We start from the raw sequence: 12,454 nt of genomic DNA, 5'->3' as shown, positions 1-12,454 counted from the left end.
TTCTATTGCGGCAGCCATTTGCGTACTGCTTCCCACGTTCTCCCCACCCCTTTTCACCTATCACTTCCCCCTGCCAACTCACGAATGTAAAGTTTTTTTATGATTTTTATCACGAATGTGATTTAAATCACATATATTGTGATTTTTTTCACTTATAATAAAGACATAGAGAAGGTGATCACTTCCCAAGGCAACATGAACAAACAACATCGACATTAGAAACAAAGCAATTATGTGAATCCAAAAAATTAAAAACTCATTTAAGGAGTGGTTTATATGTTTAACAATTGGCTGAGAACAAACAAAGTGGCAATGTGGTTACTAACATTCATCCGGGTCTACATCGGGTATGAATGGATGACGGCTGGCTGGGGCAAATTGACGGGCGGATTCGAAGCAGGCGGCTTCCTGCAAGGCGCGATTGCCAAAGCAGCCGGCGATCACCCCGCCGTCCAAGGCTGGTGGGCAGCGTTCCTGGAGCACGCCGCACTGCCGGGCGTGAAGCTCTTCAACTTCATCATCCCGCTCGGTGAGTTCCTCGTCGGTGTCGGACTGATCCTCGGTACCTTCACCACCTTCGCTGCTCTGATGGGTCTTGTGATGAACGCCGCGTTCCTCTTCTCGGGCACCGTGAGCACCAACGCCCAAATGTTACTGCTTGAAGTGCTGATCATCGTCGCTGCTGCTAACGCCGGTAAAATCGGTCTCGACCATTGGGTTCTCCCTTACCTCCGCGGCCTGTGGAACAAAATGACGCACAGAACCACCAAAGGCGACGGCACCACCCACACACCTTTCAAAAAACAAACCGCATAACATAGTAATCAACTGAAACTAAACAATCTAACCTATTGATTAAACCGCCCGACTTGAGCTATCAAGCCGGGCGGTTTTTGTTGTTGCACGTTGGGTTTCGGTATACCACCTCGTGTTTTAGCATACGTTTAGGTTTTGACATACTGCTTGTGTTTTGACATACTGCTTGTGTTTTGACATACTGCTTGTGTTTTGACATACTGCTTGTGTTTTGACATACTGCTTGTGTTTTGACATCTGCTTGTGTTTTGGCATGCTGCTCATGCTTGGCATACGTCTGAGCTTTGGCATACGGCTGGAGCTTTCGCTTACTTTTAAGCTTTGGCGTACGTTCGAGCCTTAGCATAAGTTTGAGCTTTAGCATAAGTTTGAGCTTTAACATACGTTCGGGCGTTGGGCTTACACTTTGGCATACGTTCGAGCCTTGGCATACGTTCGAGCCTTGGCTTACTTTCAAGCTTTGGCTTACGTTCGAGCTTTAACATACGTTCGGGCGTTGTGCTTACGTTCGAACGTTAATTTATACGGCACTAACTAGCTACTTACCATTTTAGCGGACTCAGCGGACCTTATTTTGACCAAAACCACCGTTTCTTTAACACTAACGGACCAGAGATCCGTTATTCTCCGAATTTGGCCTTCATTTTACGCTATATCCGCAATTTAACGGATCGTGTGTCCGATAGATCCCTCAATTGCGAGCAAAAAGCAAAAATAGCGGATTTGAGGTCCGGTACGGCCAGGCCGTAACTCGTGTGACATACAACTTGGGAGCCTACGAGCTCTCTTTAGAGCGCTGCCTGGAAAGCCAAGCTTTTTCATGTAATCGCATTTTTGGCATTCGAATCATGGGGATCAGGTCTTCATTCGTCAACGGATGTCCCGGATCGGTTGTGATGCTAAATGACTTGCCGTTTTCAATCCAGAAAAGCAAGTTGATCATATATTCCTTCCCAGTTTGGATTCTCTTCTTTCGGACTCCAGAAAAATCATGATCAACAAAAGAACCCATGCAATCCTTTTTACAGGACTGCATGGGCCTATCGCGAATAATAGCTTGCTCAAAATGTTATTTTTGCACCGCTGCTTTCAGAATTTCGACCTTCTGTTCCTTGGACATATCCCATGTGGTTGAAATGCTGTATTCGAAGCCCCCTTCATGCCAAAAAACATATTTTGGATAGATATCCGCCGGTAAGTCATCCTCAAAGAAACCTTTTTTCTTAATTCCTTCTGAGTCCAACATATATTTAGAAATAGCCAACGTGTCTTTTCCGTTCGTATATTCAAGACGGATGGTTGCCGCCTCTTTCCAGTCTATCTTTTTCGCGTAGACGGGTTTTCCGCTCTTCTTGCCTTCGGCCCTTACATCATCAAGGAACTTTCCTTCGGTTGGACCTTCAATTCTCGCTTTGGCAAACTTATATCCTTCCGGCAGGTTGGCAGGCTGCTCCAGGATGGAACCTTCCAGCGTGGAAGCTCTTTTCAGGTAGTCCTCGTAAGCAGAGAATTTTTCTATCCCTCCCCAATAACTCAGGTCGAATCCGCTGTTAAGATCCTTATATTTATGATACAGAACGTACATATCACCTGTCTCTTTACTTAGTTTCTTCACTCGATTGGTCTCATCTTCGATATACTTCTTTTCCTCTGGAGTTAGAGCCTTGGCTGCGGCTGCTGCTTTTTTCTGGGCCTGTTCCAGTTCTTTCTTGTAAAGCTCGCGGTCTATATCCCCATCGGGATAAATCATATCCTGATCATGATTCACTGCAGCTTTCGAATCCTGTTCCGATTGAACTGGAGCTTTTTGCGGTACGTTCCCCGCATTGCTTTCCTTTGCATTAACCAACGTCACGCTGCCAAGCGCGAGAATCATTCCCAGTCCCAAAATGGACAGGCGGTAGGATTTTTTGTTGAAATGTTTAATCATTTTCAGTCTCCTTTTCATTTGTTTATGCGTGGCGGACAGGCCGGCAAGCCCCGGCTGGCGTTGGTATCCTGAAAAATGCTCCAACACATGGAGGATCGTTTGTCCGTATGCATTGCTTTGCTGCGGGCTCATCCGATCCAAGACGCATGCATCGCAAGCCATCTCCTGGTCTTGCCTAGCTTTATGTACGGCTAGCCATAATAACGGATTAAACCAGTGGATGATCAGGATGATATGCACCAACCAGTTCACTGCCACATCCCGCCGCTGAATATGCGCGAACTCATGCGCAAGAATATATTGAAGCTGCTCCTGTTTCAATGTGATGAGCAGGCTTGGCGAAATGACGATCGCCGGCTTACTATAACCGACGACGGCAGGTCCTGGAATTCGCTCGCTGGCGACAAACTGCACGTTTCGCTTCACGCCTAATTGCTGTTTCGTCTCGTGAAACACTGCCGATAAAAAAGGCGTATCCATTTTTCGGCCCGCGCGCAGGGCTTGTTTCAATCGAAGCTGGTCGTAGACCGTTTTCGCGGCAAGAATCAGCACGCCCGCAAGCCAAACCGACATCAATATATTGGTGAAACCTATTTGCTTGAACCCATTCCACCAAAAACGGCTCTCCTTCACGGGTCCTGAATCAAGGGATGGAGCAGGTACTTCCGAAGTTCCGCCTGCTTCCAGATTTAAAGAACCCTCAGCGCGAACCACCGCTTCGCTTATTCTCCCCGTTTCATTCCAAAGCGGTGGAGCTTGAGTTTGTTGATGAATGCCGGGCACTAGAGCCTCCAGAGACAAAACATTGTATAGGCTAAGCGAAGATTCCGGGGCCCAAGGGAGCAGCAAGCGAATGGCCACAGGAAACCAAAGCCAGTATCTCCATCTGGCTTCAATCTTGTTTTTTAGTAGAAATTGCAGGATCAGGACGAGGACGATCATGATGCCGGCCATGAACGATCCGCGAATGACCCAGCCGAAAAACAACAATAAATTTTCATGCAATGTATGACTCATCAGGGCTCTCTCTTTTCTGCTTCCCCGTCGCTGCTGTTCTCGTCAAACAAAGCTTTCAGATCCTCGATTTCTTGCGCATTCAGTTTTTTATCCTGCAAAAAGTTGGCCAGCATTGGCTTTAAGGCCCCCCCATAAAGTTTTTTCATGAAGGATTTGGTTTCAGACTGCAGATACTCCTGCTCGCTGATGATCGGATAAAATAGTTGGTTGCGCTTTGAACCCTTTTCCAGTTTCGCACCCGCTGCTTCCTTCTGCACCAGACGACTGAGGAGCGTCCGGGTTGTATTGGGGTTCCACCCCATCAGATCCGTCATTTTCTTTACGACCTCGCTGGAAGGGCAGTCCGGATTTGCCCACAATACGCGCATAATTTCCAGTTCTGCATCCGTAATCGGTGGTATTTGATGATTCATGCATGAAACCTCCAATGTTAATTCAGTCAAACTACATGTGTAGTTATGTTAATGCTACGATTGTAGTTTAATAATGTCAACATGTTGGGTCAAGAAAATTCTTGGTTTCGCTACATGCCGTATACTTGTATCGCTTGTGGTAATGTTGATCTGCAAAAGAACTCATGCCATCCGATTTCTAGAGCTGTATGGGCTTGTCCGCAAGACCTATAGCTGACGCAGAAGTTATTTTTGCACCGCTGCTTTCAGAATCTCGATCTTCTGTTTCCTGGACATATCCAATGAGGTTAGTGAAATACTGTATTCAAATTTGCCGCCATCATTCCAAAAAACGTATTTTGGAAAAACATGAGCCGGCAGCTTATCGTTAAAGAAACCTTTTTTCTTGCTTCCCGCCGAATCTGCCGTATACTTGGAAAAGCCCAGCGTGTCTTCTCCGTTCGTATATTTAAGACGGATGGTTGCCGCTTCTTTCCAATCTATCTTTTTCATGTAGATGGGCTTTCCGCTCTTCTTGCCTTCAGCTCTTACTTCATCAACGAACTTTCCTTCGATCGGAGCTTCAATGACCGCTGTTAAGAACTTATATCCCTTTGGCAGGTTCGCAGGCTGCTGCAGAATGGATCCTTTCAGGGTTGAAGCTTTTTTCAAGTAGTCCTCGTATGTAGTGAATTCATGCACCCCTCCCCAATAGCTAATATCAAATCCGCTATTTAACTTTGGGTATTTATGATACACAACATACATATCCCCCGACTCTTGGGTTAACTCCTTTACTCTCTGGATCTCTTTTTCGATAAACTTTTTTTCCTCTGCAGATATAGACTTGTCTGCTTTGGCTGTTTTTTTAACAGCGGATTCTTGGGCTTTCTTGACGGATTGTGCCTCCGCCGCATGGCTTGCGGAAGAACCCAGTAATAGAATGCTGCTTAGGGTAGCGATTGCTACTTTCGTTGCTGCTTTCATTTGGTAATGCTCCTCTCCTATAATCTTTACTCATAAACTACATCTGTAGTTACAAATCAATACTACAACTGTAGTTCAATAATGTCAACTCGAGTTTGTGCAGAAAAAAACCATGCAATCTTATTTCAGACTGCATGGGCTTGTATATAAGACCTATGGCGCTGCGTTCTTGTTCTCCGGCACCCGCATAGCGGGTGTTTTTTTGTTTCGCGCGTTTCACGCGCTCAAACCACCCAAACACAACAAAAGCCGAGCTTGTGATCCAAGCTCGGCTTCTCATTATTCGAATGACCAGCAGTTCAGGCTCAAACTGCCATATTGGTAAGATTGAAACAATCGCTTCGCCTTGCGGCCGTTGTCCGCAGCTCCCATCGCATAGAACAAGGGAACAAAATGCTCCCGTCCGTAGGAAGGTACGGCGTCGCTGGCATGAGGCGCTTTTTTGTCATACGCAAACAGATTGTGCAGGTCCCAATTCGACAGCTGCTCCGCGACCCATTCGTCGAATTCAGCCGCCCAAGCATCGGGCTCATTACTCTGATGCACCATCCGCAGATTGTGCACCAAGCCGCCGCTGCCGATAATCAGAATGCCTTCATCACGCAAATCGGACAGCATCGCACCGATGGAATATTGTTCGCTTGGCGAGCGCTTGGAGTCCACGGACAAGGCCACCACGGGGATATTCGCATCGGGGTACATTTTGCGCAGAATGACCCATACCCCATGGTCCAGTCCGCGGCCGGTTATGGCTTTGGCGTGCAGATTTTTTGCCTCAAAACGCTGACGGATCTGAGCTGCCAGCTCCGCACTGCCTCGGGCAGGGTACGTAATCTTGTACATCTCTTCCGGAAATCCGTAAAAATCATGCATGGTTCCATGCTCGGCGTCCTCGGTCAACCGTTGATCCGGATCGTCCCAATGGGCTGAAAATACCGCAATGCCTCTAGGTGCAGGCAGCTCCCGCCCCAACTGCTCAAGGAAGCGGGTGTACTCGTTGTCCTCCAGGGCCATCATCGGCGAACCATGGGCAATAAATAAAGCAGGTAACGTCATCGATGCCACCTCCAGCTTCAAAATCAAGGGACAACTCTATTGTACCGTTAAATCGCCCATTATGCCAAATAACTCCCTTAAATCATCCAGTGCTGCCATTCCTGCTGAATGTTCTCCTGCCCGTTCAACCAATCCCGCGTCCGCTCAAGGAGCAGCTGGCGCTGGGGTCCGGCTGAGTACGTGTGATCGGCCTGGAAGATAATCTCCTTATCGCAGCGGCCTTCCTGACGCATCCAGAACACCTTTTGAAACAGGAAAGCGTAGTCCACCGGAATCACCTCATCCGAGGTACCATGGACGACCAGCACATTGCCCGTAAACTTGATGGCTTCCTGGAATGGCTGCCCCTGAGCCAGCGAATCGAAAAAGACCGGGGTAAACGAGTATCCCAAATAATCGGCGGATCCCGACTTAACCGAGGTGTCGTACACGTCGCGACCGGTGATTTTGACGATATCGTTGAACGGGTATCCTACCGCGGACCACAGAATCAAATTCTTTACCCGGCGATCTCGAACGGCCGTCTGCAGGGCGACGGCGCCGCCCAAGCTATGTCCGAGGAGCGTGATCCGCGTTGGATCGACATCCGCGCAGCTGAGTCCGTAATCAAGAACGGAACGCGTCTGGGCAATCATCGAGTCGAGACCTTCGCTGCCGTAATTGCCCGAGCTTTCCCCGCATCCGATATAGTCGAACCGGATCACCATGTACCCGTCCTCGGCAAACTCGCGCGCCGTTTTGACAAACAACCGATCCACCCCGATCCGGCTTCCCACAAAGCCATGGCAGATGATGACCAGCGGGACCCGATTGCATCGGCTTCCGTGAGCCGATTCCTTCAATGGGTAATGGATGGTTGCCGTAAGTTCCTCTTGATTATGCCGGATTGTAATTTGCCGCTCCATGCCGATTCCTCCTTGCGATAACGCGCCGTAATCATAATATTAATAATTCCGATAAGATTAATATGAATTAATTAAACTTATCTTAGCATCGTGATTATGGATTGTCAACGCAATTGAGCACCGGCAAACGCAAACTGAACAAGGGTGTGACGGTGTGATGAACGCTGAAATGGCGGTATGCAGCGAGATTAAGCCAACAATGAAGGCTGGGTTAAGAATCGGTCCGATCAGCCCTCTAGCTGTATTACGGACTAACGCGATATCTGTTTGACAAGTCGTTCATCCCGCTGACGCCCGCACCTCCAGCCTTACTCGTAGCTCTGGCGAAACATCGCATGGGTTTCTTCGCGCCCGCTCCAATCGTTCATCCAGGTCTTCCCGACGGGATCGTTCTCCCATAAGGATGCGGCGGAGCGATCATGGTCCTCACGCTCGGAGACGAATCCTCCTTCAGGCTGGGCCGGTGAACCATCCGGAGCACCGCTGCTTGCGATTACCTCCTGCCCTTGTGCCGGCACAGCGTCTCCTCCGTGCAATTCATCGTCAAAAAAGCTAGCGCTCATCTGAGAACTCCTCCTTCTTGTCCCTGAATGATCAGGGCGTCGTGTATAGATTCAGAATGCTTATTATTGTGAAATAGGAGCCGGAGAATTATACCTTGTTCACGAAGGTGACAAGATTCAGCAGCACTACCTTGCATTGCAAGCATGTTGTCTGCTATCATATATTGCATAACAAGGTAGTCTGCTACCGTGCCTACTCGCAGTCATGCCCCCATGCGCCTCACTACCTTGCATAGCAATATACCTGAAGGAGGAATTCCCACATTCATGACCACCCAAAGTCAAATGCTAAAAGGCATTCTCGAAGGCTGCATCCTCTCGCTCATGGAGCATCGGGAGGTTTACGGTTATGAGCTCAGCACGCTGCTGGAAGACAGCGGGCTGACGTTTGTGAGCGAAGGCAGCATCTATCCCCTGCTGCTGCGCATGCAGAAAGAGCAGCTCATCGAAGGCACCCTAAGGCCCGCCCCCGGTGCCGGGGGACCGCCACGCAAATATTACAATTTGACCGATAAAGGCCGGCAGGTTCTTCAACAATTCAAGGAACATTGGGGAACGCTTAAAGATAGTGTGGACCACATTTTAACCCGCGGAGGACAGTAAAGATGAATACCAAACAGATGATCAAAGAGAACAACCGACTCCAGGATGCCATGAATTCGAACAACCTAAGCTATTACCAAGACATGGTGGTCTATATCCGCAGCAGCTCCGTGCAGGAGCAAAAAGGCGAGGAGCTGCTGCTCGAAATCGCCCAGCACCTGCTGGACGCGCAAGCCAAAGGCAAAAGCGCCGAGGAGGTATTCGGCAGCGATCCCGAATCCTATTGCAAGGAGCTGGTCGAGCAGCTGCCAAAAATGAAAGGCCTCAGCAGCCTCCAATTCCATCTCATGATCCCGTGGGTGGCCTTAACCTGGTTTTTCTTCGTTCAGGCTCTGGTCGGGTTCATCACGATGTGGGCCGGGGGTCCGGTCGAGCGCATGACGCAGGTACGTTTATCGACCCTGATTCTGATCGCAGGCGGTTCCTATGTGCTGATCCACGCATTGCTGAGATGGATGAAGAACGACACCTTCAAGCCGGACGCAGACAAACGCAAGGTGAATGCTCGCAATATCGGGATTTATGTCGCCATCACGGTATTGATATTGGTAGCGGGGGTGTGGCTGGGAAGGCTGCTGCCGGTACTGACGGTTGCGCCATGGATCAGCCTCGTCATATTCCTGATCGGAATCGCAGGGACCAAGCTTCTTTTTTCGAGCAAATAATACAAACTCGTCATGAATTCGCGTGCGTCGCATAACAAAATCTTTAATATTTTTTCGTTCTTTGTAAAGTAATGTTCTATAGAAGATGATAGGATAAGGGTAATGTGTGGTAAGGGAGGAAAAACCATGTTAAAGTCGAAAAAATCCGCGATTGCTGCCATCCTTGCACTTATTCTATCGATCCAGACCGGCGTTATCGCTAGCGCAGCACCCGCATCCCAAACTGGCTCAAATGCAGTTTCAAGCAAAGCTGCCGCCTTCGGCAATGCCGTGTACAACAAAGCCAATAAACTGCTGAAGGAATCCGACGTGGCTTATGCCAAGTCTTACATCACCAAGCATATCCGCAGCGTGACCGCGTATCAGGCGACCATGCTGGTGCTTAAGCTGGAGAATGCGATGAATGATGCGCTCCCGGCAAAAACCGACAAGGTGTACGAAATCGGCATTCAGGATAAACTGATGAACTTGTACAAATACGGGGAGCCGATTAACATCACCATTAACAAAACCAAGGATGAAACGCTCCGAAAGGTGCTCATCAACCTGCGCGACAGCGGCTACAGGCTGTATACGACCGAGGGCGTGATCTTCCCGATTATCGACTATACCACGCTGAAGCCTTACAAGCCTTATATCAACAAGGATATTCAAGCCTATATCGACATCATGGTCGTTGAATCCGAGAAGCCTGCCGTCAGTGATGCCGCTTTGGTGATCCCATGGAGCGAGGCCATTGATCGGGGACTAACGCAAGAGGCCTTTATCAGCGCGTATCCCAAATCCAATCGGACTGCGGACGTGAAGCTGAAGCTTCGATTCACCGAGCTTAGTTTATACTACGGATACAACAACACGCCGCTGTTCAAATACGAGGACAATCTGCTGGACCCGGAAGTACGGCAAGCATTCGATAAAGTACTGAAAGACAGTGACGCTGTCTCCAAAAGCGCCCTTCTCAAAAAGCTCAAGTCCTGGTCCGACGTGCTGGAGAGCAACAAAGACAAGCTGAACCAGGAAGTGGAGCGGTACCGTGCCAAGGCGGTTCCGATTGACTGAGCCATCCCGACGTTAATGGCGGGTGACGCCATGGACCACAAGAGGGTCATACATGAAATAACTAGAAAAGCCGGAGTTCCCGTTAGGGGAACCCGGCTTTTTATGGTGCTTTCGTGTACCTCTTAAATCAGCAGATTGAACAGGTTCATGTTCTTATTCAGCTCCGTGTAATCCAGTCCCTTGCGCTGCATCCGCTCCACCAGCGGGCCGTAATCCTCCGGCCTCAAGAGCTCGATGCCTACCAGGGCAGGTCCGTCTTCCTTGTTATGCTTCTTCGTATACTCGAAGCGCGCGATGTCGTCGTCGGGACCGAGCACTTCTTCCAGAAATTCGCGGAGCGCCCCCGCGCGCTGCGGGAAGTTGATCATGAAGTAATGCTTCAACCCTTCGTAAATCAAGGAGCGCTCCTTGATTTCCTGCATCCGGTCGATATCGTTATTGCCGCCGCTGATGATGCAGACGACCGTTTTCCCGCGAATCCGGTCCCGGTTCATATCCAGCGCCGCGACGGCCAGCGACCCCGCCGGCTCCACAACGATCGCATTCTCGTTATACAGCTCCAGGATGGTGGTGCACGCCTTACCTTCCGGTACCGTCACGATGTCGTCCACCAACTCGCAGCAGATATCATACGTCAGCTGCCCGACGCGTTTCACGGCGGCGCCATCCACGAATTTGTCGATCTCATGCATGGTGACGACTTCGCCCTGCTTCTTGGACTCGATCATGGACGCTGCCCCAAGCGGTTCGACGCCAATGACTTGCGTCGTTGGGCTGACGGTTTTGACGTAGGTTGCCACACCGGCCGCAAGACCGCCGCCGCCGATGGTGACAAACATATAGTCGGCAGGCGCGTCCAGCTCCTCCATAACCTCCATCCCGATCGTGCCGTTGCCCGCGATGATCTTCGCTTCATCGAACGGGTGGATAAAGGTCATGCCGTACTCGTCGCATGCCTTAATCGCTTCGGCATATGCATCATCGAAGGTATCCCCTGTCAGAATGACCTCGACGCTGCCCCCGCCAAAACGCTTCACCTGCTTCACCTTCTGGTTCGGGGTCGTGCTCGGCATGTAAATCTTGCCTTTGATATTCAACGCGTTGCAGGAGAAAGCCACCCCTTGCGCGTGGTTGCCCGCGCTTGCGCACACAATGCCGTTGCTGCGTTCTTCCTCCGACAAGCTGCGAATCATATTGTAAGCGCCGCGGATCTTGAAGGAGCGAACCACCTGCAGGTCCTCGCGCTTCAGATACACTTCGCAGTCATACTTGGCTGACAGTACTGCATCCCGCTGCAGCGGCGTGCGTACGATCACTTCGCGAAGCACGTGGTGTGCGCGCACGATGTCCTCCATGCTGACTGCCCGTTTTGCCGTATACGTCTCTTCCATTCTCTCGATCACACTCCCACTTCGCTGCCAGGTAAACGTTGATCCATCCGCTACCCTTATTTACGTATTTCTATCATTGTATCACTTTTCATGAAAATATCCCGCCCTTTTCTGGCAAGCTTTCGTAAAAGAGTCATTATCGCAACAAGTATAAGCCGGATGTACAGCCGATACTCGGTAACCCGGATATGGATAGAAGGATCGGACCTTTCCTTTAAAGAGGGTTGACTTCCTTCTGACACTTTAATACTATAAAGCATGAAAATTAACCTAAATTTTGGGAGTGACTTTAATGAAGAAGAAAGTATTGTATGGGTTATTGGCGGGTACACTCACGCTGGGGATCGGTACAGGCGCTATGGCGTCGGCAGCTTTGGAACCAATCAAAGCCTATTTGAACAGCAAGATTTCCCTGAAGTTAAACGGTACCGTGGTAACGCCGAAAGACGCAAACGGCAAAACCGTGCTGCCGATCACTTACAACGGCACGACGTACTTGCCTGTGCGAGCTGTAGGCGAGCTGATGGATATCGACATTCGTTATGACAGCGCAACTTCTTCAGTACTGATTGGCGGCAATCAGGGCTCCCCATCCGAAACCTCCAGTCCGTTATCATTAAGCTCGCTCGGAGCCTCCGTATTGGGGACATCGGCCTGGCACACCAAAGATTCCAGCGATACGGTTTACAAAGGCAAGGATTACAAAGACGTTTATTTACATACCGATTCGGCTAAACAAGGCAACAGCTTCCAGATCATGACGGGTAAAAAATATGCCAAACTGCATCTTGAGCTAGCCGTGACAGGCGGTGCGCAAGAAATCGTAATTATGGACCACAACAACTCAACGCTCAAAAAGGTGTCCCTGGCTACAGAAGATGGCCTGGTCGGCGTAGACGTCGATGTATCGGCTGCCGATTTTATTTTTGTGGAGATCGTTGATGAAGGTCCGGGCACTTCCCTGTTTGTTCCTCTGACCAGTTCCTATTTGACAAAATAAGTCCTTGCGATGATTCGCGCGGGCGGAAGGCCATGATATTGAAAGCCGGGGGTCAATGACCCCCGGCTTT

The 12,454-nt window shown here is 49.6% G+C and carries 12 protein-coding genes; 5 read left to right on the top strand and 7 right to left on the bottom strand.

Going from position 1 to position 12,454, the window contains the following annotated elements; genetic code table 11:
- Positions 1-276: 276 nt before the first annotated feature.
- On the top strand, positions 277-816 hold the full coding sequence (locus M1D70_RS04895; RefSeq protein ID WP_009592282.1) for a DoxX family protein: 540 nt from the start codon (positions 277-279) through the stop codon (positions 814-816).
- A gap of 1,069 nt (positions 817-1,885) precedes the next feature.
- Here M1D70_RS04895 and M1D70_RS04890 read toward each other — a convergent pair.
- The 6 genes from M1D70_RS04890 to M1D70_RS04865 form a co-directional block, all read right to left on the bottom strand.
- The gene (locus M1D70_RS04890) at positions 1,886-3,763 is read right to left on the bottom strand and encodes a M56 family metallopeptidase (RefSeq protein WP_456289281.1); all 1,878 of its coding nucleotides are present in this window, start codon (positions 3,761-3,763) and stop codon (positions 1,886-1,888) included.
- Entirely contained in the window at positions 3,763-4,176 is a 414-nt protein-coding gene (locus M1D70_RS04885; protein ID WP_009592353.1) for a BlaI/MecI/CopY family transcriptional regulator, read from the bottom strand. Before M1D70_RS04885 ends, M1D70_RS04890 begins: the two co-directional genes overlap by 1 nt.
- A gap of 225 nt (positions 4,177-4,401) precedes the next feature.
- Positions 4,402-5,142: a hypothetical protein gene (locus tag M1D70_RS04880; protein ID WP_456289280.1), complete on the bottom strand. Its 741-nt coding sequence runs from the start codon at positions 5,140-5,142 to the stop codon at positions 4,402-4,404.
- 279 nt (positions 5,143-5,421) lie between these two features.
- On the bottom strand, positions 5,422-6,198 hold the full coding sequence (locus M1D70_RS04875) for a DODA-type extradiol aromatic ring-opening family dioxygenase (RefSeq protein WP_456289279.1): 777 nt from the start codon (positions 6,196-6,198) through the stop codon (positions 5,422-5,424).
- A 77-nt stretch (positions 6,199-6,275) separates the two neighbouring features.
- Positions 6,276-7,103, bottom strand: a complete 828-nt coding sequence (locus M1D70_RS04870; RefSeq protein ID WP_009592308.1) for an alpha/beta hydrolase — start codon at positions 7,101-7,103, stop codon at positions 6,276-6,278.
- 308 nt (positions 7,104-7,411) lie between these two features.
- Positions 7,412-7,666 (bottom strand): hypothetical protein, encoded by a 255-nt coding sequence (locus M1D70_RS04865; protein ID WP_456289278.1) that lies wholly within the window; start codon positions 7,664-7,666, stop codon positions 7,412-7,414.
- Positions 7,667-7,933: 267 nt separating this feature from the next.
- Between M1D70_RS04865 and M1D70_RS04860 the strand changes: the two genes are divergently transcribed.
- From M1D70_RS04860 to M1D70_RS04850, 3 genes are all read left to right on the top strand, one after another.
- On the top strand, positions 7,934-8,269 hold the full coding sequence (locus tag M1D70_RS04860) for a PadR family transcriptional regulator (protein ID WP_009592352.1): 336 nt from the start codon (positions 7,934-7,936) through the stop codon (positions 8,267-8,269).
- Positions 8,270-8,271: 2 nt separating this feature from the next.
- Positions 8,272-8,934 carry a DUF1129 family protein gene (locus M1D70_RS04855; RefSeq protein ID WP_456289277.1) on the top strand — a complete coding sequence of 221 codons (663 nt, stop codon included), beginning with the start codon at positions 8,272-8,274 and terminating at the stop codon, positions 8,932-8,934.
- 126 nt (positions 8,935-9,060) lie between these two features.
- Positions 9,061-9,993, top strand: a complete 933-nt coding sequence (locus tag M1D70_RS04850) for a hypothetical protein (protein ID WP_456289276.1) — start codon at positions 9,061-9,063, stop codon at positions 9,991-9,993.
- 122 nt (positions 9,994-10,115) lie between these two features.
- Here the strand turns inward: M1D70_RS04850 and ilvA are convergent, their stop codons facing one another.
- Complete coding sequence (gene ilvA / locus M1D70_RS04845; RefSeq protein ID WP_009592278.1) at positions 10,116-11,384, bottom strand: threonine ammonia-lyase IlvA; 1,269 nt, start codon at positions 11,382-11,384, stop codon at positions 10,116-10,118.
- 292 nt (positions 11,385-11,676) lie between these two features.
- Here ilvA and M1D70_RS04840 point away from each other — a divergent pair, with 292 nt between their 5' ends.
- Positions 11,677-12,384 carry a stalk domain-containing protein gene (locus M1D70_RS04840; RefSeq protein WP_456289275.1) on the top strand — a complete coding sequence of 236 codons (708 nt, stop codon included), beginning with the start codon at positions 11,677-11,679 and terminating at the stop codon, positions 12,382-12,384.
- Positions 12,385-12,454 lie beyond the last annotated feature (70 nt).

Source organism: Paenibacillus sp. AK002, from assembly GCF_053903045.1.
Note: the sequence above shows the minus strand (reverse complement) of the source record. Positions and strands in the feature narration are given on the sequence as shown.

What these genes read in the sequence shown, in the direction of transcription:
- M1D70_RS04895 (WP_009592282.1), top strand. Translation starts at nt 277, where the DNA reads ATGTTTAACAATTGGCTGAGAACAAACAAAGTGGCAATGTGGTTACTA.
- M1D70_RS04890 (WP_456289281.1), bottom strand. Translation starts at nt 3,763, where the DNA reads ATGAGTCATACATTGCATGAAAATTTATTGTTGTTTTTCGGCTGGGTC.
- M1D70_RS04885 (WP_009592353.1), bottom strand. Translation starts at nt 4,176, where the DNA reads ATGAATCATCAAATACCACCGATTACGGATGCAGAACTGGAAATTATG.
- M1D70_RS04880 (WP_456289280.1), bottom strand. Translation starts at nt 5,142, where the DNA reads ATGAAAGCAGCAACGAAAGTAGCAATCGCTACCCTAAGCAGCATTCTA.
- M1D70_RS04875 (WP_456289279.1), bottom strand. Translation starts at nt 6,198, where the DNA reads ATGACGTTACCTGCTTTATTTATTGCCCATGGTTCGCCGATGATGGCC.
- M1D70_RS04870 (WP_009592308.1), bottom strand. Translation starts at nt 7,103, where the DNA reads ATGGAGCGGCAAATTACAATCCGGCATAATCAAGAGGAACTTACGGCA.
- M1D70_RS04865 (WP_456289278.1), bottom strand. Translation starts at nt 7,666, where the DNA reads ATGAGCGCTAGCTTTTTTGACGATGAATTGCACGGAGGAGACGCTGTG.
- M1D70_RS04860 (WP_009592352.1), top strand. Translation starts at nt 7,934, where the DNA reads ATGACCACCCAAAGTCAAATGCTAAAAGGCATTCTCGAAGGCTGCATC.
- M1D70_RS04855 (WP_456289277.1), top strand. Translation starts at nt 8,272, where the DNA reads ATGAATACCAAACAGATGATCAAAGAGAACAACCGACTCCAGGATGCC.
- M1D70_RS04850 (WP_456289276.1), top strand. Translation starts at nt 9,061, where the DNA reads ATGTTAAAGTCGAAAAAATCCGCGATTGCTGCCATCCTTGCACTTATT.
- ilvA (WP_009592278.1), bottom strand. Translation starts at nt 11,384, where the DNA reads ATGGAAGAGACGTATACGGCAAAACGGGCAGTCAGCATGGAGGACATC.
- M1D70_RS04840 (WP_456289275.1), top strand. Translation starts at nt 11,677, where the DNA reads ATGAAGAAGAAAGTATTGTATGGGTTATTGGCGGGTACACTCACGCTG.